This is a genomic window from uncultured Ferrimonas sp., assembly GCF_947489035.1.
GTDB lineage: Bacteria > Pseudomonadota > Gammaproteobacteria > Enterobacterales > Shewanellaceae > Ferrimonas.
This window is the reverse complement of sequence record NZ_CANLCI010000017.1, coordinates 36,379-60,926: the sequence shown is the minus strand read 5'-3', so window position 1 is coordinate 60,926 and position 24,548 is coordinate 36,379. Positions and strand designations below refer to the sequence as shown.

The window sequence follows — 24,548 nt, the reverse complement described above, 5'->3', positions numbered from 1 at the left end:
GAATAAATGAGTGTCAGTGGGTTGTGTTTACAGTTAAGCGCAGCCTAATCAGCATCTGCACGGGGGCGAGTAACATTCGCTGGTGGTTGCGGTGGGTTGGTTACATTTGATAGGTTTAATTGGCACCTTGGCATTTATTAAATGGTCGACTAATCCTTTAAATGTTGTTGATTTTAATAAGATGTTTTCACAGTCATAAGGCATGGATGCTTTTGAGCTTGCGGTATTAAAGCGTAAGGCTGGTAACGGAGTACAAGACAATGAGTCAATTTATCTATTCTTTACGCAGCAGCAAGCAAGAAAAATTGCTGTTCTCACTTTTCCTATTGGCTTTCATTGTGTTTGGCGCCATGGTGTTTGAGTTGTTCTTTCTGACTGCGGTGGAGCACGCCTGGGTTGAACAGCTGTGGCAGCGCGGTGGCGCTGAACCGATCACCCTTGGGGTGGCGGGCAGTGTGAGTTTGGGTTATCTCTTTTACCTGCTGGCACGGGCAGGGCAGCGTTTACGACAACAGCATCTTGCCGAGCAGCAATTGATGCAGGTGCACCGTCATTTAAGTCACAGCTTGTGCAAGCTGCTACTAACCCAGCCCCAGTTGCAACAACTGCCACAGGCGGCCATCTCTAGCGATAAGCTGTTTCAGCAGATGGTTGAGAATATCGAAGAAGCCCCTTATCAAGAGAATCGGTTGCAACCGAGTTCCAGTGCGGGTGAAGCCACCTTGCAGTTGCGTTTAGATCTGGTGAATCAATTCACCTTGCATGTGGTCATCATGAAGGGTGTATTGGGCCAGGTGCAGCAACTGCAGCGTTTATGTGGCGACGTGCAGCCGCAATTGGCGCAGCAGTGCCGTGAGCTGGGTAAGTTGCTGGCGGCTTTTGATGAAGAGCTGTACCTCAATACCCAGCAAGAAAAGTGGGCCAAGCTGTTTAACGCTTACCAACCGCTGTGTTATTACTTGGGCCAGCACCACCGCACTTGATCGAATCGGATCAAATGTTAGTGCTTGGATCGCGCATTCAATTGTAATAACGCGGTAAGGATCGGCGCCATCGACGGCGACGATCTTTGCCGATCGCGGCGGATCTGGCCTCGTTTCATCGGGCGCCGACAAGCGGCGCCGTTTCTATGACAATCCCCAATATTTTGGCTTCTGCCACGCCATTTGCTGCCTTTGTTGGCGGCCTTGGTGATCCCGCCCGATAAGTCGCCCATCCACTACTGACTCTCCTTGACAAGGTTTGCACCCTGTTCATAAACTGGCTCATTAGTGGGATAAAGTGTTTTTTTGTGGATCAAAATGGATCGCTAGGACAAGGATGACCGGACATGTTCCGTGGCGCCAACGCAATTTCGCTCGATAGTAAAGGCCGTATCACGATGCCAACTCGGTATCGCGACGGCCTTCGTGTGCGTTGTGATGCCCAAATGATCTGTACCGTTGATCTGCGATCCCCCTGCCTTTTGCTCTATCCCTTGCCAGAATGGGAACAGGTAGAGCAAAAACTGCTGAACTTGTCTGACACCGTGCCGGCGGAGCGACAAGTGAAGCGACTGTTGCAGGGATACGCCACTGAATGCGAATTAGATAAAGCGGGCCGATTACTGCTCAGTGGACCATTACGGAACTTTGCCCAGTTGGATAAAGCCCTGATGCTGGTTGGCCAGCTGAATAAATTTGAGATCTGGTCTGAAGCCAATTGGCAGCAGCAGATCGCCTTGGCTCAACAACAAACCAGCCAAGACACCTTTGACAATAACCACCGGCTACAGGAACTCACACTCTGATGAGCGAGCAATTTCGTCACATCACCGTATTGCTAGATGAAGCGGTTGATGGGCTGAACCTTAAGCCAGATGGCATTTACGTAGACGGCACCTTTGGCCGTGGTGGCCATTCGCGTCATATTCTCTCCAAGTTAGGCGCAAATGGCCGCTTAATTGGCATTGATCGCGACCCACAGGCGGTGGCGGTAGCGCAGCAATTAGCGCAAGAGGACCCACGTTTTCAAATTGTGCACGGGCCATTTTCTGGCATTGCCGAGTACATGACGGATCTGGGCCTGAACGGCAAGATCGACGGCGTGTTGTTGGATCTGGGCGTGTCGTCGCCGCAGCTGGACGACGCCGAACGTGGCTTTAGCTTCTTACGCGATGGCCCGTTGGATATGCGTATGGACAACAGCCGTGGCGAAACGGCGGCGCAGTGGTTGGTGCGAGCGGAAGCCAACGACATCGCTTGGGTACTGAAAACCTTTGGCGAAGAGAAATTCTCTCGGCCGATTGCTCGCAAGATCAAAGAGCATATTGCCGCGGGCGAACCGATGGATCGCACCAGTCATCTGGCTGAGCTGATCAATAACATGACTCCACAGCACAAGCGCGATATGGGTAAGCACCCCGCCACTCGCAGTTTTCAGGCGATCCGCATCTTCATCAACAGCGAACTCGACGAGATTGAAGCGGCGTTGGCTGGCGGTACCGAAGTGCTGGCCGCAGAAGGCCGTTTGTCGATCATCAGCTTCCACTCGCTGGAAGACCGGATGGTAAAACGCTTCATGCGTAAAATGAGCCAAGGGGCTGATGCCCCACGCGGCCTGCCGATGACTGAAGCGGAACTGGATAAAACCCGAGTGTTGCGACTGATCGGCAAGGCGATGAAGCCAAGCGATGTGGAAGTGGGCGATAACACTCGATCGCGCAGTTCGGTGCTGCGCGTAGCGCAGAAACGTTAGCGATGTTGAGCTTTGAGCTGCTGCAGCAGATCGGCCACGATCTGCGTCGCCATTGGCCGATCCTGTTGGCAGGATTGCTGGTGGCGGTAAGCGCCTTTGCGGTGATCTTTACTGCTCAGGACGCACGGCGGCTTACGGCTCATTACAACAGTTTGCTGCAACAACGGGATCAACTGGATGTGCAGTGGCGTCATCTGTTGTTGGAAGAACAAACTTTGGCTGAGCACAGCCGCATTGACGCATTAGCAAGGAAGCAACTGCAGATGCAACGACCCAAACCCGCCCAAGAACAAGTGGTGAAGCTGCCATGAGCCGGCAAGGGAAGAGGAAGACCAAACCCGAAGCCATCGACTGGCGCCTGATGGCGGCAGCGGGGCTGATCATGTTGGTTTTCATGGCGATTGTTTCACGGGCGGCGTGGATCCAAGTGATTGAGCCCGAGCGGCTGCGCTACGAAGCTGACATGCGTACTTTGCGCACCACCACCACCGACGTACAGCGGGGCATGGTAACCGATCGTAACGGCGAAATGCTGGCGGTCAGTGTGCCAGTAATGGCGGCCTACGCCGATCCGAAAATGGTGCGCGATGGCAATGGCTTTGATGACATTCGCCGTTGGACCGCCCTCGCGAACGTGCTGGAGGTTAACCAGCAAAAACTGGTGGGCCGAGTGCGTGACAGTAAAGGGCGCTTTGTTTACCTCAAACGCCAAGTAACCCCTGCGGTTGCAGAGTACATTCGCAAACTGAAGATCCCCGGCATTGCGCTGAAACCCGAATCGCGCCGTTATTATCCGGCCGGTGAAATTGCCGCCCAGCTGATCGGCATCACCAACATCGACGATCGCGGCATTGAAGGGCTAGAGCGCAACTACAACGACTGGTTAACGGGCAGCCCCGCCAAATACAAAGTACGCAAAGATCGCCGCGGCGAGATTGTTGAAAACCTGTCGGTGGTGGAAGAGGGGGAAAACCCCAATGATCTGGTGCTCAGTTTGGATATGCGTTTGCAGAGCATGGCTTACACCGCCTTAAAAAAAGCCACCGCCTACCACATGGCCACCTCGGCGTCGTTGGTGATCATCGATATCCCCACCGGTGAAGTGTTGGCGATGGCCAATACCCCCAGCTATAACCCCAATTCACGCAAAGGGCTGAAGCCCTACCAGATGCGTAACCGTGCCATTACCGACGCTTACGAACCCGGTTCGGTAGTGAAGCCGCTGGTGGTGGCGGCAGCACTGGATCGGGGCATCGTCAGCACCACCGATATCATCGACACCTACCCAGGGTACATGCGGGTGCGCGGCGGTACGGTGCGCGATGGCAAAAACTTGGGCAAGAAAGACATCGGCACCTTGTTGGTGAAATCGTCCAACGTCGGCATGACCAAAATGGCGTTGCAGATGGAAGTGGATGATCTACTCGCCTTCTACGCCGATTTTGGTTTGGGCACATACAGTGGCATCAGCTTAGACGGTGAATACACCGGTAACGTGCCCAATCGCAGCCGCTGGTCGGAACATGAACGGGCGACGTTGGCCTTTGGCTATGGCTTAACCGCTACGCCACTGCAGCTTGCGCGGGTGTACGCCATTTTAGGGGCGGGCGGGGTCAGCCGTTCGGCGTCCATTTTAAAGCGTAAAAACATCCCCGCAGGCCAGCGGGTGCTGTCTGAAAAAACCGCCGATGACGTGGTGCAGATGCTCACCGGCGTGGCCAAGAAAAATGGCACCGCGCCACTGGCAGCCATTGAAGGCTATGAAGTGGCGGGGAAAACCGGCACCAGCCGCAAAGCCGTGGCCGGTGGCTATGGCGAAGATTACGTCACCTTGTTTGCCGGCTTGGCGCCCGCCAACAATCCGCGCTTAGCCATGGCGGTTGTGGTGAACGAACCCAAAGGCGACGCCTACTATGGCGGTAATGTCGCCGCACCGGTGTTTTCCGAAGTGATGGCCGGTGCCTTACAACTTTTAAATGTCGAACCGAGCAGCCAGCAACCTCGTCTGGCCGCACTATTTGGGAATAACAATGCCGCTACTCGATAAGGTTTTGTCTCCCTGGCTGGCGTTATCGACAGGGATTGAGTTTAACCACGCGACATTGGACAGTCGCGACGTAACAGCGGGCGATCTTTTTGTTGCTGTGCAGGGTCATCTAGTGGATGGCCGTGATTACATTGATGCCGCCATTGCCAACGGGGCGGTGGCGGTTGTGGTTGAAGCCAGCGCCAGCGATTGCGCGGGTGTTCGTTCAATCAATACCGGGGCAACGGTGATTGCCATCCCCAACTTGGGGCAACAGTTGTCGCAACTGGGACTGCATTGCTACCCCGCCGCCACCCAACTTGAGGTGATCGGGGTGACGGGCACGAACGGCAAAACCACGGTGACGCAACTGTGCGCCCAGCTGTTGACTCAGCTGGGCCAGATTGCAGGGGTGATGGGTACGGTGGGCAATGGCCTGTGGGGGCAGTTACAGCCTTCGGTTAATACCACCTCTGATCCACTGACCGTGGCGCGCAATTTACACCAGCAAGCCCAAGCCGGTGCCACCACGGTGGCGCTGGAAGTGTCGAGCCATGGCCTCAGCCAAGGGCGGTTAACGGCCTTGCCGATGGCCGTAGCGGTATACACCAATTTAAGCCGTGATCACCTTGATTATCACGGTGATATGGAAAGCTATGCCGCGGCAAAGTGGCAGCTGTTTAGCCAGCCACAACTGCAACACGCGGTGCTGAATTTGGACGACCAATACGGCGTGCAGTGGCACCGCCAATTGCAGTCGCAACTGCACACCATTGGCTACAGCATCGACGGTGCCAGCTGCCGTGGTGATTACATCAACGCCAGCGAGGTGCGTTACCACCAGCACGGCGCAACCGCGACCATCCACAGCAGCTACGGCAATGGTGCATTGCACTGCCCGTTATTAGGGCAATTTAATTTGGCCAATGTGCTTGCGGCGATTGCCGCGCTACTGGCGCAGGGGCACCCACTGGCGGCGCTATTGCAAGCAGCGCAACAGCTGCAACCGGCCAGCGGTCGGATGGAGTGTTTTAGTGGCGCTGCGGGGCCAACACTGGTGGTGGATTACGCCCATACCCCAGACGCGTTAGAACAGGCGCTGATCGCGTTGCGGCGGCACTGTCGCGGCAAGCTGTGGTGCCTGTTTGGCTGTGGTGGCGAGCGCGATCGAGGCAAGCGACCGTTGATGGCCGCAGCGGCAGAACGTGGTGCCGATGAAGTGGTGATCACCAGCGATAACCCGCGCAGTGAGGCCTTTGCCGACATTGCCGACGATATGCAGCAAGGGTTAATGCGCGCCCCATATCTGGTGGAAGCGGATCGCGCCGCGGCGGTGCGACAAACGTATGCCTTGGCTGGGGCGGACGATCTGATCTTATTGGCGGGTAAAGGCCATGAAGATTATCAAATCGTTGGCCAACAGCGTTTGGATTATCACGAACGCGCGTTGGCGCAACAGCTGACTCAGGAGGCGGTATGATCAGCACTCCTTTAACAACGATAGCTGCAGCGTTAGGCGCCGAAATGATTGGGGCCAGCGGCGGCCAGATTGAACGAGTAAGCACCAACAGTCGGGCGCTCGGCGCTGGCGATCTGTTCGTTGCCTTGGTGGGTGAACGTTTCGATGCCCACGATTTTATTGCACAGGCCGAAGCGGCAGGCGCTGCGGCAGTCTTAGTAAGCCGACCGGTTGAGACCACTTTGCCGCAGTTGTTGGTGGATGACACCACTTTGGCGTTGGGGCAGCTGGCGGCGTGGCTGAAGCAGCAGCTAAACCCTTATGCGGTCGCGTTAACGGGCTCGGTGGGGAAAACCTCGGTTAAAGAGATGACCGCGGCGATTTTTGCGCTGGCGGGCACCACCTTGGCCACCAAGGGTAACTTGAACAACACCATTGGCGTGCCATTAACGCTGTTAGAGCTCAGTGGCGCAGAACGCTATGCGGTAGTCGAGCTGGGCGCGAATGCCCCCGGCGAGATCCGTTATACCAGCAGCTTGGTGCAAGCGAACGCGGCGCTGATCAATAACATTCAGCCAGCGCATTTAGAAGGCTTTGGTGGCATTGATGGGGTCGCTGCGGCCAAGAGTGAGATCTTTGAAGCACTGCAACCGGATGGGATCGCGATCATCAATCTGGATGACAACTACGCCGATTATCTGCAAGCGCAAGCTGCCGAGCAGCCATTACTGCGTTTTTCCAGTCGCCAAGTGGCCGACATCTGGGCTGATGAGATTCAGCGAGACAGCAGTGGCTGCTACCGGTTTACGTTGCATTGCGGTGAGTTATCGCAACCGGTGAGCTTACCGCTGCCCGGCCGTCATCAAGTTGATAACGCCCTGGCGGCGGCCAGTTTGGCCCACTGTGCTGAGTTGGATCTGGCGTTGATCGCCAAGGGGCTATCCCAAGCCCCAACTGTGCCCGGTCGCACCCAAATTCACTCCTTATCCCCAACGCTGACGGTGATTGACGACAGCTATAACGCCAATCTGGCGTCAACCAAAGCAGGCATCGATTTGTTGGCCGAAATGGCCACCACCACGGTGCTGCTGTTTGGCGATATGGGTGAGTTAGGCAGCAGTACTGAGTCACACCATCGGCAAGTGGGGCAATACGCCTTGGATAAAGGGATTGACCACTTGCTGACAGTCGGTACAGTAAGCGGTTTTGCTGCGGCAGCCTTCGGCTCCAAGGCGCATTTTACCGACCAACAGGCCCTGCTTGAGCACCTGCTGGTTTGGCTGGAGCAAGCAACGGCTCCGGTAACGGTTTTGATTAAAGGCTCACGCAGCGCGCGGATGGAAAATCTGCTGACAGCGCTGCGGCAGCAATTTGAGGTTACTCGCTAATGTTGGTTCTGCTTGCGGACTACCTAACACAATATTTCAGCGCCTTTAATGTGGTGTCTTACCTAACGTTTCGCGCCATCATCAGTCTATTGACCGCCTTGGTGTTCAGCCTGTGGATGGGGCCTAAACTGATCCGTCAATTGCAACGGATGCAGATCGGCCAAGTGGTTCGTGATGACGGCCCAGAGTCGCATTTCTCTAAGCGCGGCACCCCCACCATGGGCGGTTTGATGATCCTTGCTGGGATCTTTGTTTCTACCTTGCTGTGGGGCGATCTCACCAACCACTATGTGTTGGTGTTGTTGTTCGTTCTGGGCAGCTTTGGCTTGATTGGCTACATCGATGATTACCGCAAGGTGATCCGCAAAGATCCGAAGGGCCTGATCGCGCGCTGGAAATATTTCTGGCAATCGGCGGCGGCACTGGTGGTGGCTGTCTACCTGTACTGGCAAGGGCAACCGGAGGGGCATGTGCTGGTGGTGCCGTTCTTCAAAGATGTGATGCCATCACTGGGGTTGATGTTTATCGCCTTGGCCTATTTTACCATCGTCGGCAGCTCCAATGCGGTGAACTTAACCGATGGCTTGGACGGCTTGGCCATTGTGCCAACGGTATTAGTGGCGGCCGCGTTTGCGTTGGTGGCGTACCTCTCGGGTAACGTTAATTTTGCCGAATACCTGCATATCCCTTACCTGCCAGGCGTGGGTGAGATGGTGGTGGTGTGTACCGCCATGGTGGGCGCGGGATTAGGCTTTTTGTGGTTTAACACCTACCCAGCCCAAGTCTTTATGGGCGATGTGGGTTCGTTGGCGCTGGGCGCGGGCCTGGGTGCCATGGCGGTATTGACCCGCCAAGAGTTCCTGTTGGTGATCATGGGCGGGATCTTCGTGCTGGAAACCGTGTCGGTGATCCTGCAAGTGGGCTCGTACAAACTGCGTAAAAAGCGCATTTTCCGGATGGCGCCGATCCACCACCACTTTGAATTGAAAGGCTGGCCAGAGCCACGCGTGATCGTGCGCTTTTGGATTATCTCATTGTGCTTAGTGCTGCTGGGGTTAGCCACCCTGAAGGTGCGCTAAGATGGCGCCGCTGGCAGACACCCTTGTGCTTGGCTTAGGCATTACTGGCCTCTCTTGCGTGCGGTTTTTGCGGCGCCAAGGGCTGGCGGTGTCGGTTTGGGATACTCGCAGCTCGCCCCCAGGGGCGGAGCAACTGGCGGCGGATTACCCCGAGGTGCAACTGCGAACCGGTGCGCTGGATGGCGCATTGCTCAGCCAAGCCAACACCTTGGTGGTGTCACCGGGGATCGCCTTGGCCACTCCGGCAGTGGCGCAAGCCATCGCCGCTGGGGTGGAAGCCATTGGTGACATCGAACTGTTTGCGCGCCATGTGGATGCGCCGGTCGTGGCGATCACCGGATCCAATGGCAAATCGACCGTGACCACCTTGGTGGGTGAGATGGCGGCGGCAGCTGGCTGGTCTGTTGGGGTGGGCGGTAACATCGGGTTACCGGCGCTGGATCTGTTGGGGCAAGGTCATCAGCTGTATGTCTTGGAGCTGTCCAGCTTTCAGTTGGAAACCACCCACAGCCTGAATTGCGTTGCGGCGACGGTGCTGAACCTCAGTGCCGATCATCTGGATCGTTACGACAGTTTTGAGCACTACCGTCAGGCGAAATTAGCGCTGTATCAACAAAGCCAGCGCTGCATTGAAAATGCAGATGATCCTTTAACCGCCAGTGGTGATAGCCACGCCGTCCGTTTTGGCTTGGGCAAACCCGACTCAGGCCATTATGGCCTCGACGGCGAGCACCTTTACTGCGGTCAGCAGGCTCGAATGCCATTGGCGCAGTTGCCATTGGTGGGCAGCCATAACTACGCCAATGCCTTAGCGGCACTGGCGCTGGCGGATTGCGCGCAGATCCCAGCGGCTGCCAGCCAGCAGGCGTTACAGCAATTTCAACCCTTGCCCCATCGTTGTCAGCTAGTTGCCCGCAAACAGGGGGTGCGCTTTGTGAACGATTCCAAGGCCACCAACGTTGGCGCAACGGTGGCGGCACTGCAAGGGTTGCAGGCTGAACAAGGCAACATCTACCTGATCGCGGGGGGCGATGCCAAAGGCGCCGATCTGGCTGAACTGCAGCCGTTGCTGCAGCCTCTGGCGGCGGTGTACACCTTAGGCAAAGATGGCGCCGCGATTGCGGCGTTGGTGGATAACGCCAACGAAGTGACCAGCCTTGAGCAAGCGGTGCAGGCCGCTGCCGCCCAAGCGCAGCCTGGGGATATTGTGTTGCTTTCCCCTGCTTGCGCCAGCTTGGATATGTTCCGCAACTTTGAACAGCGTGGCCAGTGCTTTATCGCGGCGGTTGAGGCGTTGCCATGTTAGCAGCGATGAAACAGCGTTTAACGCCGCGCTTACCCGCGTGGCCGGAGCCCCAATTTGGCGCCGATGAACCGCTGTTCGATCGCTTTTTGTTAGTGCTGATTTTTACGCTGCTGTTTTTTGGTTTGATGATGGTGACCTCGGCATCGATGCCTGAAGCCACTCGCCTAACCGGCAACCCACTGCACTTTATCTACCGCCAAGGTTTCTTTGTGGCGGTGGCGGTGGCAATTATGGCGGCGATCAGCACCATCAAAATTGAGTTGTGGGATCGGATCAGCTTTCCCATCGCGGTGTTTGCGTTGCTGCTGTTGATTGCGGTGCTGGTGGTGGGCAAAACCGTCAACGGCGCCCAGCGCTGGATCCCGTTGGGGATCTTCAACCTGCAAGTGGCGGAAGTGGCCAAGTTTTGTCTCTTTGCCTTTTTGGCGGGCTACTTGGTGCGACGCAACCAAGAGGTGCGCGAGCACTGGCTTGGCTTTGCGAAAGCGGGTTTAGTTTTCGCCGCCTTTGCCTTGTTGCTGTTGCAGCAGCCGGATTTTGGCACCGTGATTGTGATGTTGGTGACCACCGGTGGCATGTTGTTTTTAGCCGGCGCTCGGTTGATCGAATTTGCGGTGTTGATTATCGCCGCGTTAGTTGGGGTTGTGGGCTTGGTGGCCGGCTCCCCTTATCGCTTGGCGCGAGTGCAGAACTTTCTGGATCCTTGGCAGGATCCATTTGGCAACGGTTATCAGCTGACCCAAAGCTTAATGGCGTATGGGCGCGGTGACTGGCTCGGCGAAGGACTGGGCAACAGCATTCAAAAATTAGATTACCTGCCCGAGGCGCATACCGATTTTATCGCCGCGGTGGTGGGGGAAGAACTTGGCTTTATTGGCGTGGCGACCTTGCTGTGTTTGCAGCTGGCGTTAGCGCTGCGGGCGTTATGGATTGGTCATTTGGCCTTAAAGCAACAACAACCCTTTGCTGGCTATTGGGCTTATGGCATTGGGATCTGGTTTAGTTTTCAAACCGCGGTAAACATTGGTGCCAGTGTTGGTGCCCTGCCCACCAAAGGGTTGACGTTACCGTTGGTTTCTTATGGTGGCAGCAGTTTATGGGTGATGAGCGCCGCAGTTGCCGTCTTGGTGCGGATCGATCACGAACGTCGGGTTGTGCAACGTCAGCCGCTCTCACGCAACACTGCGCCGAAGGAGGCGACATGAGTGGTAAACGCCTATTGGTGATGGCCGGTGGTACCGGTGGTCATGTATTTCCGGCACTGGCGGTCGCCAGAGAGTTACGGCAGCAAGGTTGGCAGATCCAGTGGTTGGGTACGGCGGAGCGGATGGAAGCTCGGTTGGTGCCGCAGCACGGTTTTGAGATCCAATTTATTGATATTAAAGGCCTGCGTGGCAATGGCATGTTGCGCAAGTTAATGGCGCCGTGGCAGATCAGCAAAGCCGTGTGGCAGGCATTGAAAATCCAGCGTCAATTTAAGCCCGATGTGGTGCTGGGCATGGGCGGTTACGCCTCTGGCCCCGGCGGCATTGCGGCTTGGTTGCGCCGCACCCCACTGGTGCTGCACGAACAAAATGCGGTGGCGGGTGCCACCAATAAAATTTTGGCTAAGTTTGCCAGCAAGGTGTTAGTGGCCTTTGCCGGCGTGTTGCCCAATGAGCGCCATGTGGGCAACCCGGTGCGCGAAGCGTTGATTGAGATTGGCGCTGCCCAGCCGGTGCAAGCGGGCGAACAACTGAAGGTCTTGGTGGTTGGCGGCAGTCTAGGTGCCAAGGTGCTCAATGAAACCGTTCCTGCGGCTGTTGGGCGGATTGCCGCTCAGGCCAGCATCACCGTTTGGCATCAGGTCGGCCGTGGCAACGGCGACAGCACCGCACAACTGTGGGCACAAAAAGCCCCCGGTGTTGGTGCTCAGATCAGCGAATTTATTGATGACATGGCCGCGGCTTATGCATGGGCCGATGTGGTGGTGAGCCGAGCGGGGGCCTTGACGGTCGCCGAACTGGCGGCGACCGGTCGGCCGGCGATTTTGGTGCCATTCCCCCACGCGGTGGATGATCATCAAACCCAAAACGCGCAGGCGCTAGTAGACAGTGGTGCCGCCATTCTGATGCCGCAAGCGCAGCTAACGGCCTCGGACTTAGCTGAGCAGCTGCTGCGCTTCAGTCAATCGCCACAGCAATTAAATCAGATGGCACAGGCGGCGCGTGGCGTCGCGGTGCTCGATGCAACCGCACAGGTTGCTTCAGTGTGTGAACAGTTAACAGGTCGAGACGGTTAAATGAGTACAATCCAACCCTCTGGGTCTAAGCCGATCCCCCACGGCGTAATGGGGCGAGTAAAACGAATTCACTTTGTTGGCATCGGTGGTGCAGGCATGGGCGGCATTGCCGAAGTGCTCACCAACGAAGGCTATCAGGTCAGTGGGTCTGACATCGGCATCAATGCGGTCACCAAGCGTTTGGCTGATCTGGGCGCGGTGATCCACAAAGGCCACCATGCCGATTGGGTCAATGGCGTTGATGTGGTGGTGGTTTCAACGGCCATCGCCCAAGACAACCCCGAGCTGGTGGCTGCGCAACAAGCGCGCATCCCAGTGGTGCGCCGTGCTGAGATGTTGGCGGAGCTGATGCGTTTTCGTCATGGCATTGCGGTGGCCGGAACCCACGGCAAAACCACCACCACCAGTTTAACCGCCAGCCTGTTTGCCGGTGCCGATTTGGATCCAACCTTTGTGATTGGTGGCAAGCTCAATAGTGCTGGCACCAACGCCCGTTTAGGCCAAAGCCATTACTTGGTTGCCGAAGCGGACGAATCCGACGCCAGTTTCTTGCATCTGCAACCGATGCTGGCGGTGGTGACCAACATCGAACCGGATCACATGGACACCTACGGCGGCGACATCAACAAGCTGTATGACACTTTTGTGGATTTCCTGCATAACCTGCCGTTTTACGGTACTGCGGTGATGTGTTTGGACGATGGCGGCGTGCAAACCGTGCTGCCCCGCGTTGGTCGCCGCATTGTTACCTACGGCTTCCATCCTGATGCGGACGTACGCGCGGAAGATTACCAGCAGGTTGGCACCCAAACTCAATTCACCTTGGTGCGTGCTGGCCATGCGCCATTGGCGTTAACCCTCAACTTACCCGGTCGTCATAACGTGCAAAACGCGTTGGCGGCGATTGCGGTGGCGATGGAAGAAGGGGTGGCCGATGAAGTCTTGCTCAGCGCGTTAGCTCAATTTGAAGGGATCGGCCGTCGTTTCCAGCAATACGGCGAATTTGCCACGGAAGCGGGCAATGTGTTGTTGGTCGACGATTACGGTCACCACCCATCTGAGGTGGCCTGCACCATTAAAGCGGCGCGTGCCAGCTGGCCAGATCGCCGCTTGGTGATGATCTATCAGCCTCACCGTTTTAGCCGCACCCGCGATCTGTATGAAGATTTCTGCGCCGTGTTGGCCGAGGTTGATGGCTTATTGTTGATGGAAGTGTACAGCGCCGGTGAAGAGCCGATCCCAGGGGCGGACAGCCGCGCTCTGTGTCGTTCGATTCGTCAGCGTGGGCTTGATCCGGTTTATGTGCCCGGGCCGGCAGAGCTGCCCGCTTTATTGGCCGAGCAACTGCAAGACGGCGATGTCGTGCTCACCCAAGGGGCAGGTAACATTGGTGCCTTGGCGAAGCAGTTGGCGCAGATGCAGCTGTCCATCGCCAAGATGAAGCAGGAGCCAGCCAATGAGCAGTAACCAGTTTGGCAAAGTGGCGGTGCTGTTTGGTGGCACCAGTGCCGAGCGTGACGTGTCATTGCGTTCTGGCCAAGCGGTGCTGGATGGCTTGCGCCGCGGTGGCATTGATGCCCATAAATTTGATCCTAAGCAGCAGCCGTTTGCAGAACTTGCGGGCTTTGATCGTGCCTTTATCGTTTTGCACGGCCGTGGCGGCGAAGATGGCAGCATGCAGGGGGCACTGCAGCAGTTGCAGATCCCCTACACCGGCAGCGGTGTTTTAGCCTGTGCGATGGCGATGGATAAGGTGCGCACCAAGTTGCTGTGGGCGGGCATGGGCCTGCCCACTGCAAATTTTGAGGTTATTGATAAACACACGTTTAGTCAGACCGATTGCGCCGCTATAATCGCCCGCCTGGGATTACCGGTGATGGTAAAACCCGCCAACGAAGGCTCTTCGGTTGGGATGGCGAAAGCCACCACTGACGCCGAGCTGCAGCAAGCGATTGAGGCAGCGCTGCAGTACGACGACAGCGTTTTGGTTGAAGCGTGGATCAACGGCCCCGAGTACACCGTTGCCGTTATTGGCGACGAAGTGATGCCCGCCATCCAAATGGAAACCGATAACGATTTTTACGATTATCAGGCCAAGTACCAGTCCACCGAGACTCGATACCACTGCCCCTGTGATCTGTCTGCCGATGACGAGCAGGCGTTGCGCCGCTTAGCCCATCGAGCGTTTAAGTCGCTGGGCTGCCAAGGCTGGGGCCGAGTTGACGTGATGCGTGACGAGGCGGGCCAGTGGCAGTTGCTGGAAGTGAATACAGTGCCGGGCATGACCGAAACCAGTTTGGTGCCGAAAGCGGCCAAAGTGGCGGGGTACAGTTTTGAGCAGTTGGTATTAACCATTTTAGCGATGGCCAAATAGCGGGAACAGTTGATGGCGGTAGCGTGGCGACAGATCCGGTGGGAGTTATGGTTAGGGATAGCGTGTTTACTGCTGACCCTCGCGGGCCTGACTCGCGCCGGAATGGCGTTAGCCAGCATCGCGACCGATGCCGATCAGGTGCCAATCACCGAATTGGCTTTGATGGGCGAACGCCGCTTCACCACCGATGAAGATGTGGCCGCCGCAGTGGCTCCGTTTGCCAACTATTCGCTGTTCAGTGCGGATGTGCTGGCGGTAAGCAACACCCTGTCTGCGCTGCCGTGGATTGATCGCGCTGCAGTGCGGCGAGAATGGCCTAATCGGATGCGGGTCTACGTGTTAGAACAGCATCCGGTCGCCCGTTGGGGCGACTTTGGTTGGCTCAATCAGCGGGCTGAATCCTTCAGTGCGCCATGGCGTTCTGAGTTGAAGATGTTACCGCTGTTAATAGGACCGATCGGCAGCGAGACAAAAGTGTGGCAAATGTGGCAGCAACTCTCGGAATTGCTGGTGTTAAGTGGCCATCAAGGGCAAGCTTTACGGTTGAGTCCGCGCCACGCTTGGACGCTGCATTTGGTCGATGGCACAGAATTGGCCTTGGGCCGCGACGACACCGTGGCTCGGCTGCAACGATTTATCGACGCATGGCCGCGAATTTTACAAACGAAGCGCTCGCCGCAGCGAGTGGATTTACGATATGACACGGGCTTAGCCGTGCAATGGCAGGAATTAACGCAATGACAAACAGCCATGAAGCGAATCTGATTGTTGGCTTGGATGTGGGCACTGCCCAAACCACCGCCGTGATCGGTGAGACCTTGCCCAACGGCGAGATCAGCATCATTGGTGTTGCCAGCCAACCGTCTCGTGGGATGGATAAAGGCGGCGTTAACGATCTCGACTCTGTTGTGCGCAGTGTTGAATTGGCGCTGAACCAAGCCGCCACCATTGCCGAGTGCGACGTATCGTCGGTGTACCTCAGCATCTCTGGCCGCCATGTGGCGAGTCAGAATGAAAAAGGCATGGTCTCGATTGATGGCCAAGAGGTGACTGCCGACGACGTTGACCACGTGATCCACACCGCCAAGTCGGTCAAAATTCCAAACGAACGCCAAACTCTGCACGTGTTGCCGCAGGATTACATCATTGACGAGCTGGAAGGGATCAAAAGCCCGGTCGGCATGTCGGGAGTGCGGATGGAAGCGAACGTCCACATGGTCACCTGTGCCGCCGATTGGGCGCGCAACATCACCAAGTGCGTTGAACGCTGCGATGTGCGTGTCGATAGCTTAGTGTTTTCCGGTATCGCTTCGGCCGATGCGGTATTAACCGAAGATGAAAAAGATCTTGGCGTTTGTTTGGTTGATATTGGCGCTGGCACCACCGATATGGTGGTTTATGCTGGCGGTGCGCTGCGCCATTGTGCGGTGCTGCCGGTTGCCGGTAATCAGGTAACCAGCGACATCGCCAAAATCTTCCGGACGCCACTGAGCCACGCCGAGCAGATCAAAGTGGATTTTGCTTGCGCCCGTGCTGCCTTGGTGGGCCAGGAAGAGAACATTGAAGTGCCGTCGGTTGGGGGGCGCCCAGCGCGAACCATGTCGCGCCAAACCTTGGCTGAAGTGGTGGAACCCCGCTACCAAGAGCTGTTTGAGCACGTGGCTCAAGAGCTGCGCCGTTGCGGTTTAGAAGAACAGGTTGCGGCAGGCATCGTGTTGACCGGTGGTACAGCACAAATTGAGGGGGCGGAAACCGTCGCCGAAGAGATTTTTGGCATGCCGGTGCGTTTAGCGCCGCCATTGCCACTGAAGGGATTGCATAAATACGTGGAGGAGCCGGGCTTTGCAACAGCGGTCGGGTTACTTCATTTTGGCGTTGCTCAACTGGATAAAAAGGTTGAAGCAAAGGCGTCAGAGAACGGTATAAGCCAGTCATTTCGCAGGATGCGAAGCTGGTTTAAAGAAGCTTTTTAAAATTTTGGACGCGGGCTGAACGGAGATAAGACATGTTCGAGATAATCGACAGTAATAACGGCGATGCTGTCATCAAGGTCGTTGGTGTGGGCGGTGGCGGCGGTAACGCGGTTGAGCACATGATGGAGCAAACCATCGGTGGCGTAGATTTCATCTGCGCCAACACCGATCTGCAGGCGCTGCGTAAGTCGTCGGCGCAAACCACCATTCAATTGGGTAAAGACGTGACCAAAGGGCTGGGCGCGGGCGCAAACCCGGAAGTGGGTCGCGTGGCAGCAGAAGAGGATCGTGAAGCGATCCGCGCTTCCATTGCTGGTTCTGACATGGTGTTCATTGCTGCAGGCATGGGTGGTGGTACTGGTACTGGTGCCGCTCCGGTGGTGGCTCAGGTTGCCAAAGAGGAAGGGATCTTGACCGTGGCCGTGGTCACCAAGCCATTCTCTTTCGAAGGCAAGAAGCGCAGCTTCTACGCGGATCAAGGCATCGAGATGCTGGCAGAGCATGTTGACTCGCTGATCACCGTACCGAACGACAAACTGATGAAAGTTTTGGGCGGCCGCACCAGTTTGCTGGACGCTTTCAAGGCGGCCAACAACGTGCTGCTGGGTGCGGTGCAAGGCATTGCTGAACTGATCACCCGTCCGGGCTTGATCAACGTCGATTTCGCCGACGTAAAAACCGTGATGTCTGAAATGGGTAACGCCATGATGGGCACCGGTGTGGCTCGTGGCGAAGATCGCGCTGAAGAAGCGGCGGAAGCGGCGGTAGCCAGCCCATTGCTGGAAGACATCGATCTGTCTGGCGCGCGTGGCGTATTGGTTAACGTCACCGCCGGTTTGGATCTCTCGATTGAAGAGTTCGAAACCGTTGGTCATCACGTTCGTGCTTACGCATCCGATAACGCGAACGTGGTTGTGGGTGTCTCTTGCGATCCTGAGATGAGCGACGAGATCCGCGTTACCGTGGTAGCAACGGGCATTGGTGCTGAGAAAAAGCCTGATATCCAATTGGTGACCAAGCCTGCCGCAGCTAAACCGGCCGCAGAGCCAGTGGCAGCTGAAGCGGCGAAACCAGTACTGGATCCAATGTCTGGCTTTAGCCACGCTGAGCCAGCACAACCGGCAACGCCAGCAAGCCCAGCGGCTGCGGCGGCGCAGCCGAAAGCGCAAACGGCCCCAGCGGATATTCTGGACGTGCCGGCATTCTTACGCCGTCAGGCCGATTAAGGTAATCGACACAGTGGCTTAAGTTTGGTGTAGTTCAGACTTTGGCCAATTGTGACTTTTGTGATAGCATATGCGCCCTAATTAACGATGTGGTAGCAGGAGGAGCTGGCAATGAGTAAACAAATGACTCTGCAGCGTCCGATCCAAGCGGCTGGAGTGGGTTTGCACTCTGGCAACAAGGTGACGATGGTGCTTAAGCCTGCCCCAGTGAATACTGGGATAGTGTTCCGTCGGGTTGATTTAGATCCTGTGGTGGAACTGCCTGCCCATGCCGAGCTGGTGAAAGAAACCACTTTGTGTACCGGCCTGAGTAATGATCAGGGCGTAAAAGTGTTGACCATTGAACACCTGATGGCGGCCATCGCCAGCTTGGGTATCGACAACGCTTACATCGAAGTGGATGCGCCTGAAGTGCCAATCATGGATGGTAGCGCCAACCCTTACCTGTTTTTGCTGCAAAGCGCCGGTATTGCGGAACAGTCCGCGTCCAAAAAATATCTGCGAATTCGCAAAACGGTGCGGGTAGAGGATGGCGATAAATGGGCGGAATTCCGCCCTCACCATGGTTTCCGTTTGGACTTCTCCATCGATTTCCAACACCCAGAGATCAGCCGCAGCGCTCAGCGCTACGCCATCGATTTCTCGGCGGAAAGCTTCAACCGTGACATCAGTCGGGCGCGTACCTTTGGTTTTATGAAGGACATCGAATTCTTGCGTGCCAATAACCTGTGTTTGGGTGGCAGCATGGAAAACGCGATTGTTTTGGATGAGTTTCGGATCTTGAATCCAGACGGTCTGCGCGATCCCGATGAGTTTGTGAAGCACAAAATCTTGGATGCGGTTGGCGACTTGTACTTGGCTGGCCACGCGATATTGGGTGAGTTTCGCGCCCATAAATCGGGCCATGCGCTGAACAACAAGTTAGCGCGGGCGGTACTGGCCCAAGCGGAATGCTACGAGCTGGTGAGCTTTGATAAACCACAAGAGGTGCCGATGGATTACCTGGCACCAAGCCTCGCTTAAGTTACCTTAATCTTTGAAATTACTGGCCGCCCCTATGGGCGGCCAGTTTTTTTATTTTAGCGGCTAAATCGCCATCTAAGCGTTCGGCCAATTCGTTTAAGTGCTCGCTGGCTTTAGGGCTTAACTGCTTGGATGGTTTTGGTTTTTCTGGGGTGAACTGAGCCAGTTTCGGGTTGACTTTAAACTCGATACTGGACAGCATGGGAAATCCGTCTCGGCGCAGTGCCGACAGTATATCCAGCCGCTGATATTGCAATCGTGTTGCCCATGTAGCCGATGCAATTTCGATCACTAAAGTGCCACCTCGCATATTTGCCACCCGAATTTGGGAATGGATGGCCGGATCGGTAGCATTCAATACCGCCTGTTGCAGCTGGCTGGTCTTGCTGGTTTGTTGCTGCAGTTGAGCAAATCGTTGTCCCGCCAATTGGGCGAGATCTTGCGGTTTTGATTTCATTTTTAGAGTGTCTACGAATAACCAACCCAATGAGTGTAACAGTCTTTCTCCGTACACAACACGGAATGCGGCGCTGGGAGCCCGGTAAGCGTTGGTTGTCACTGCCGTTGCTGATCTTGGCTTTAGGAGCCGGTTGGTGGCAGCTGCAAACTCAGCAATCGCAACAGCTTGAACAACAACTTGAGCTGGCGAACCTTTCGGTCGAGCAACAGCAGCATTTGCTGCAGCAGTTGCGTGAGCAAACCGACGCCCAACTTTCCCTTATCGCCTCTCGTGTTGGCCGCATTCAAGCTCGGATGAACCGTATTGAAGCCGTTGGCACCGCCATGGCTGCCCAAGCGGATCTGGCCGAGCAATTTGATTTTGACAGCGCGGTTGGTCTAGGCGGGGTCAGTAGCCCTAGCCAAGAAGAGATTGAACTGAGCCTGCTGATGGAGCAGATGGATCAATTACTGCTGCGACTAGAACGCGCAGATAATCAACTGCCCCTACTTGAAAGCTTAGATCGCAGTCACCATATCGATATTGACCGTTACTTGAGTGGCCGCCCGCTCAACAGCGGTTGGCAGTCTTCCTCATTCGGTTACCGCAATGATCCGTTTACTGGCCGCCGGGCAATGCACCGCGGTTTGGATTTTGCTGGCTCCGAGGGGGGTGAAGTGGTTGCTACTGGGGCAGGGGTTATCTCCTATTCTGGCAAGCTGTTTGGTTATGGCAACTTGGTTGAGATTGACCATGGCAACGGTTTGAAAACCCGTTATGGGCACAATAAAGAAAATCTGGTGGAGTTAGGCCAACTGGTGAAGAAAGGGCAAGCGATCGCGCAGATCGGCAATACCGGTCGTTCGACCGGGCCCCATGTTCACTACGAGGTGTTAAAGAACGACAAACAGGTGGATCCCGCTCGATACGTATATCGAAAGCCGCGCAGCGAGTAGGATCTTAAAAACGAATTCCGGGTGCCAGCGCAAGGTGCTCATCTTGTTCAGTAGCGATGTAAGACAATGTTAACGAAACTCCTCACCAAAGTATTTGGCAGTAAAAACGACCGAACCCTCAAGCAACTGCAAAAAGTAGTTGAACGCATCAACAGCATGGAAGCCGAATGGGAAGCGCTCTCTGACGAGCAGTTGCGCCAACTGACGGTTGATCTTAAGCAGCGCGTTGCGCCGGAAGACCAAGGTGGTAAGGGCGAGTCTCTTGATGCCATTTTGCCAGAAGCGTTTGCGACGGTACGAGAAGCTTCAAAGCGCGTGTTTGGCATGCGTCATTTTGATGTGCAGCTGATGGGCGGCATGGTGCTGCAATCTGGTCGCATCGCCGAGATGCGTACCGGTGAAGGCAAAACCCTCACCGGTACTCTGCCAGCCTACTTGAACGCGTTAAGCGGCGCTGGCGTGCACGTGATCACCGTCAACGATTACTTGGCCCGTCGTGATGCTGAGTGGAATCGTCCCTTGTTTGAATTCTTGGGCATGTCGGTGGGGATCAACTTGTCGGGCATGGGCTCGCAAGAGAAAAAAGATGCCTACGCCTGCGACATCACTTACGGCACCAACAACGAATTTGGCTTTGATTACCTGCGTGACAACATGGCGTTTTCAGCGCCAGAGCGCGTACAGCGCGAACTGAACTACGCGGTAATTGATGAAGTGGATTCGATCCTGATCGATGAAGCACGAACCCCGCTGATCATCTCTGGCGCTGCTGAAGATGGCTCGGATCACTACACTCGCGTGAACACCCTGATCCCTAAGCTGGTCAAGCAGGATAAAGAGGACACCGAAGAGGAAGTGGGCGACGGTGACTACACCGTTGACGAGAAAGGCAAACAGGTTCACCTGACTGAACGCGGTCAAGAAAAGATTGAACAGCTGCTGACCGACATTGGTCTGCTGCAAGAGGGCGATTCCCTTTACAACGCAGGCAACATCTCATTGCTGCACCACGTCAACGCGGCTCTGCGTGCCCACACCCTGTTTGAAAAAGACGTTGATTACATCATTGATGACGAAGGTCAGGTGGTGATTGTTGATGAGCATACCGGCCGTACCATGCCAGGGCGTCGTTGGTCTGACGGTTTGCACCAGGCAGTGGAAGCCAAAGAAGGGGTGAAGATCCAGAACGAGAACCAAACTCTGGCTTCCATTACCTTCCAGAACTACTTCCGCATGTACAACAGCCTGGCGGGCATGACCGGTACTGCAGATACTGAAGCGTTCGAATTCCAAAGCATTTACGGTCTGGATACTGTGGTGGTGCCAACCAACCGGCCAATGATCCGTAAAGACATGGCGGATCTGGTGTACCTAACCGCCGCAGAGAAATACGAAGCCATCATCGCCGACATTCGCGATTGCATGGAGCGGGGCCAGCCAGCATTGGTTGGTACCATCTCTATCGAAACGTCAGAGTTCTTGTCGGCGCTGCTGCGCAAAGAGAAGATCAAGCACAACGTTCTGAACGCAAAGTTCCACGAACAAGAAGCGCAAATTGTTGCCGATGCGGGCCGCAGTGGCGCGGTAACCATCGCCACCAACATGGCCGGTCGTGGTACCGACATCGTGTTGGGCGGTTCGCTGCAAGCGGAATTGGATGCGTTGCCTGAAGGCACTGACGCCGCACAAATCGAAACCATTAAAGCCGATTGGCAAGTGCGTCACGACGCGGTGCTCGAATCCGGTGGTTTGCACATTATCGCTACCGAGCGTCATGAATCTCGCCGTATCGATAATCAGCTGCGTGGCCGTTCGGGTCGTCAGGGTGATGCCGGTTCTACCCGTTTCTATCTGTCGATGGAAGACAGCTTAATGCGGATCTTCGCGTCTGAGCGTGTCTCGAACATGATGAAGAAGTTGGGGATGGAGCAGGGTGAAGCGATCGAGCACCCGTGGGTAAACCGTGCCATTGAAAATGCCCAGCGTAAGGTTGAGGCTCGCAACTTCGATATTCGTAAGCAATTGCTGGAATACGATGATGTGGCTAACGATCAGCGCCAAGTGGTTTACGCCCAGCGTAACGAGCTGATGGATGGCGATGACATTCGCGATACCGTTGAAGCGGTACGAGAAAGCGTATTGGAAGACATTGTTTCCCAGTACATTCCACCGCAGTCGCTGGAAGAGATGTGGGACATCACTGGTTTGGAAGAGCGTCTGGCTGCCGATTTCGATCTGAAACTGCCGATTAAGCAGTGGTTAGACGAAGAGGAAGAGCTGCACGAAGAGAATCTGCGTGAGCGCATCGTGGCGGCGTGGGATCAAAACTACCAGCTGAAAGAGGAGCAAGTGGGCGAAAGCGTACTGCGCCAATTTGAAAAGGTAGTGATGCTGCAAACTCTTGATAACTTGTGGAAAGAACACTTAGCGGCGATGGATCATTTGCGTCAGGGCATTCACCTGCGTGGCTACGCTCAGAAGAACCCAAAGCAAGAGTACAAGCGTGAGTCGTTTGAGCTATTCCAAGGAATGCTGGAATCGTTAAAAGCGGATGTGATCAGCTTGCTGTCTAAGATCCAAGTTCAGGCTCAATCTGATGTGGACGAGATGGAAGCCAAGCGTCGCCGTGAAGAGGAAGCGCTGGCGCGCCAACGGGCTTTTGAGCACCAGCAAGCCGAAGCGCAACTGGCACAAGAGCAAGAAGGGCAAGCAGCCCCAGCGACTCGTGAAGGACCAAAGGTTGGCCGTAACGATCCGTGCCCTTGCGGTTCCGGTAAGAAGTTTAAGCAGTGTCATGGCAAGCTGAGCTAAGCCCAGCGGTGACCAAATTAAGGCGGCCTAAGGGCCGCCTTTTTTATCTGTCCCGCGCGATGGCGTTAGGGCAAGGGAATCACTCTCTACAAGGAGCCTGAGAATGACCAAGAAGATAATTAAGGTGGCGATTGCGATCGTCATGAAAGAACAGCAGGTATTAGTCGCCTTAAGAGATCCTAAACAGCACCAGGGCGGCTTATGGGAATTCCCAGGTGGCAAGGTAAACTCTGGGGAAAGTTTTGCTGAGGCGGCTTTAAGAGAGCTTGAAGAGGAAGTGGCGGTGATTGGCCGTGATCCGCAACTTATCTGGCAAACCGAGCACGACTACGGCGATCGCGTGGTGCAGTTGCAGGCCTTTACTCTTTCCTATTGGCGCGGCGAAGCCCAAAGCAAAGAGGGCAACCCCATTCAATGGATTGCCCTCGATAAGCTGCCGCAGTTGCCGATGCCCGCGGCGAATACTGAACTGAATCAGCTATTGCAGACGCTGTAATGGCGCTGATTATTGCTGCTCGTCTTCGTCATTCAGGAAGAAGTCGGGTTCGCTGATATCAAACTCATCCGGCAGTTCTGTTTTACCGGCGATGGTGTGGCGTTCTTCCGCCCACTCGCCTAAGTCGATGAGCTTGCAGCGCTCACTGCAAAAGGGGCGAAATGTTGATTGGGCTTGCCAAACCACGTCGGTTTCACAGGTTGGGCATTTTACGGTAAAGGTCATTGTTGCTCCATGGACAGGCACAGCTGCAGCGGTAAGTTGCGGTGATCCGCCTTGCCGGTCTCATTATTGACTAAATGGATAGTAAAACGATTGCGGTGGGCGCTAATGGCAGGGTAAACCCCATGGGTTTGCTCGATGCGTACTCGCAGCAGATCGATATTTTGTTCTGCTGCAGCCTGGTAAGAGCCCGCCATGGCGATGGAATCCTGCCAGTGGCCACTGCTGCGTAAAATCGCCAGCATCTGCTCTATGGTGTCGGTAAAGGCCGACAGTTGATTTAACCACTGTTTCGCTTGGGTTTGACGCCACGCTAAGGGCTGAGCCATCCAAAAATGCAATTGCGGTAAGTCAAAGCTGCCGCAGCCACCGGGAATGGTCATGCGCTGTTTCAAAGCGGCCAAAAAGCGATCGGCTTTAAGATCCGCCGTGGGTTTCGTTAACCGATGCAGTTTGGCTTGCTGTTGTTGTAGCTGCTGGCATAGCTGATCAAGCTGTTGTTGATCCACATTGGGGTACTGACGCCAGCGTTGTAAGTTGCCTAGTTGACGCTCAATGTCTTTGAGCAACTCTGAGCGCAGATCCGGTCGATCAATTAACTCCATTAGCTCAAACAGGCTACGGAAAAACGCCAATTCACCATGAGCAAGCTGAAAATTTAGGTGTGCGTTAACCTGCTGATTAACCGCTTCGATGCGCAGATAGCTGCGTATTTTTTCATTAAGCGGTTGTTCGAAGAGGAGCCACATGGGG

At 55.5% G+C, this 24,548-nt stretch carries 23 protein-coding genes; 20 read left to right on the top strand and 3 right to left on the bottom strand.

Going from position 1 to position 24,548, the window contains the following annotated elements:
* Positions 1-260: 260 nt before the first annotated feature.
* The 17 genes from Q0796_RS11640 (at position 261) to lpxC (ending at position 18,871) form a co-directional block, all read left to right on the top strand.
* Positions 261-983 carry a hypothetical protein gene (locus Q0796_RS11640; protein WP_298443251.1) on the top strand — a complete coding sequence of 241 codons (723 nt, stop codon included), beginning with the start codon at positions 261-263 and terminating at the stop codon, positions 981-983.
* Between the two features lie 347 nt (positions 984-1,330).
* Positions 1,331-1,789, top strand: a complete 459-nt coding sequence (mraZ, locus tag Q0796_RS11635) for a division/cell wall cluster transcriptional repressor MraZ (protein WP_298443249.1) — start codon at positions 1,331-1,333, stop codon at positions 1,787-1,789.
* Positions 1,789-2,736, top strand: a complete 948-nt coding sequence (rsmH, locus tag Q0796_RS11630; RefSeq protein WP_298443248.1) for a 16S rRNA (cytosine(1402)-N(4))-methyltransferase RsmH — start codon at positions 1,789-1,791, stop codon at positions 2,734-2,736. Before mraZ ends, rsmH begins: the two co-directional genes overlap by 1 nt.
* 2 nt (positions 2,737-2,738) lie before the next feature.
* Complete coding sequence (gene ftsL / locus Q0796_RS11625; protein WP_298443246.1) at positions 2,739-3,047, top strand: cell division protein FtsL; 309 nt, start codon at positions 2,739-2,741, stop codon at positions 3,045-3,047.
* Complete coding sequence (locus tag Q0796_RS11620; RefSeq protein WP_298443245.1) at positions 3,044-4,783, top strand: penicillin-binding transpeptidase domain-containing protein; 1,740 nt, start codon at positions 3,044-3,046, stop codon at positions 4,781-4,783. The genes ftsL and Q0796_RS11620 overlap by 4 nt, the downstream gene beginning before the upstream one ends.
* Positions 4,767-6,242 (top strand): UDP-N-acetylmuramoyl-L-alanyl-D-glutamate--2,6-diaminopimelate ligase, encoded by a 1,476-nt coding sequence (gene murE / locus Q0796_RS11615; RefSeq protein ID WP_298443243.1) that lies wholly within the window; start codon positions 4,767-4,769, stop codon positions 6,240-6,242. Before Q0796_RS11620 ends, murE begins: the two co-directional genes overlap by 17 nt.
* Entirely contained in the window at positions 6,239-7,609 is a 1,371-nt protein-coding gene (murF, locus tag Q0796_RS11610; protein ID WP_298443242.1) for a UDP-N-acetylmuramoyl-tripeptide--D-alanyl-D-alanine ligase, read from the top strand. The genes murE and murF overlap by 4 nt, the downstream gene beginning before the upstream one ends.
* A complete protein-coding gene (mraY, locus tag Q0796_RS11605) occupies positions 7,609-8,688 on the top strand; it encodes a phospho-N-acetylmuramoyl-pentapeptide-transferase (RefSeq protein WP_298443240.1) in 1,080 nt (359 codons plus the stop codon). The genes murF and mraY overlap by 1 nt, the downstream gene beginning before the upstream one ends.
* Position 8,689: 1 nt before the next feature.
* Positions 8,690-9,994: a UDP-N-acetylmuramoyl-L-alanine--D-glutamate ligase gene (murD, locus tag Q0796_RS11600; protein WP_298443238.1), complete on the top strand. Its 1,305-nt coding sequence runs from the start codon at positions 8,690-8,692 to the stop codon at positions 9,992-9,994.
* Positions 9,988-11,199: a putative lipid II flippase FtsW gene (gene ftsW / locus Q0796_RS11595; RefSeq protein WP_298443236.1), complete on the top strand. Its 1,212-nt coding sequence runs from the start codon at positions 9,988-9,990 to the stop codon at positions 11,197-11,199. Before murD ends, ftsW begins: the two co-directional genes overlap by 7 nt.
* The gene (gene murG, locus Q0796_RS11590) at positions 11,196-12,275 is read left to right on the top strand and encodes an undecaprenyldiphospho-muramoylpentapeptide beta-N-acetylglucosaminyltransferase (RefSeq protein WP_298443234.1); all 1,080 of its coding nucleotides are present in this window, start codon (positions 11,196-11,198) and stop codon (positions 12,273-12,275) included. Before ftsW ends, murG begins: the two co-directional genes overlap by 4 nt.
* Positions 12,276-13,742, top strand: a complete 1,467-nt coding sequence (murC, locus tag Q0796_RS11585) for a UDP-N-acetylmuramate--L-alanine ligase (protein WP_298443232.1) — start codon at positions 12,276-12,278, stop codon at positions 13,740-13,742.
* Positions 13,732-14,649, top strand: a complete 918-nt coding sequence (locus Q0796_RS11580; RefSeq protein WP_298443230.1) for a D-alanine--D-alanine ligase — start codon at positions 13,732-13,734, stop codon at positions 14,647-14,649. Before murC ends, Q0796_RS11580 begins: the two co-directional genes overlap by 11 nt.
* 12 nt (positions 14,650-14,661) lie before the next feature.
* On the top strand, positions 14,662-15,390 hold the full coding sequence (locus Q0796_RS11575; RefSeq protein WP_298443228.1) for a cell division protein FtsQ/DivIB: 729 nt from the start codon (positions 14,662-14,664) through the stop codon (positions 15,388-15,390).
* The gene (gene ftsA, locus Q0796_RS11570) at positions 15,387-16,622 is read left to right on the top strand and encodes a cell division protein FtsA (RefSeq protein WP_298443226.1); all 1,236 of its coding nucleotides are present in this window, start codon (positions 15,387-15,389) and stop codon (positions 16,620-16,622) included. The genes Q0796_RS11575 and ftsA overlap by 4 nt, the downstream gene beginning before the upstream one ends.
* A 32-nt stretch (positions 16,623-16,654) precedes the next feature.
* The gene (gene ftsZ / locus Q0796_RS11565) at positions 16,655-17,848 is read left to right on the top strand and encodes a cell division protein FtsZ (protein ID WP_298443224.1); all 1,194 of its coding nucleotides are present in this window, start codon (positions 16,655-16,657) and stop codon (positions 17,846-17,848) included.
* Between the two features lie 111 nt (positions 17,849-17,959).
* Positions 17,960-18,871: a UDP-3-O-acyl-N-acetylglucosamine deacetylase gene (lpxC, locus tag Q0796_RS11560; protein WP_298443222.1), complete on the top strand. Its 912-nt coding sequence runs from the start codon at positions 17,960-17,962 to the stop codon at positions 18,869-18,871.
* A 19-nt stretch (positions 18,872-18,890) separates the two neighbouring features.
* On the opposite strand, the gene Q0796_RS11555 is transcribed toward lpxC, so the two are convergent.
* A complete protein-coding gene (locus Q0796_RS11555; protein ID WP_298443220.1) occupies positions 18,891-19,430 on the bottom strand; it encodes a DciA family protein in 540 nt (179 codons plus the stop codon).
* On the opposite strand from Q0796_RS11555, the gene Q0796_RS11550 reads away from it, so the two are divergent.
* From Q0796_RS11550 to Q0796_RS11540, 3 genes are all read left to right on the top strand, one after another.
* Positions 19,358-20,266 (top strand): M23 family metallopeptidase, encoded by a 909-nt coding sequence (locus tag Q0796_RS11550; protein ID WP_298443218.1) that lies wholly within the window; start codon positions 19,358-19,360, stop codon positions 20,264-20,266. The genes Q0796_RS11555 and Q0796_RS11550 overlap by 73 nt on opposite strands.
* Before the next feature lie 66 nt (positions 20,267-20,332).
* Positions 20,333-23,077, top strand: a complete 2,745-nt coding sequence (gene secA / locus Q0796_RS11545) for a preprotein translocase subunit SecA (RefSeq protein WP_298443216.1) — start codon at positions 20,333-20,335, stop codon at positions 23,075-23,077.
* A 103-nt stretch (positions 23,078-23,180) separates the two neighbouring features.
* The gene (locus tag Q0796_RS11540) at positions 23,181-23,573 is read left to right on the top strand and encodes an NUDIX domain-containing protein (protein ID WP_298443214.1); all 393 of its coding nucleotides are present in this window, start codon (positions 23,181-23,183) and stop codon (positions 23,571-23,573) included.
* 9 nt (positions 23,574-23,582) lie between these two features.
* On the opposite strand, the gene yacG is transcribed toward Q0796_RS11540, so the two are convergent.
* Both yacG and Q0796_RS11530 read right to left on the bottom strand, forming a co-directional pair.
* Positions 23,583-23,798 (bottom strand): DNA gyrase inhibitor YacG, encoded by a 216-nt coding sequence (yacG, locus tag Q0796_RS11535; protein WP_298443212.1) that lies wholly within the window; start codon positions 23,796-23,798, stop codon positions 23,583-23,585.
* The gene (locus Q0796_RS11530; protein ID WP_298443210.1) at positions 23,795-24,544 is read right to left on the bottom strand and encodes a cell division protein ZapD; all 750 of its coding nucleotides are present in this window, start codon (positions 24,542-24,544) and stop codon (positions 23,795-23,797) included. Before Q0796_RS11530 ends, yacG begins: the two co-directional genes overlap by 4 nt.
* Positions 24,545-24,548: the final 4 nt, after the last annotated feature.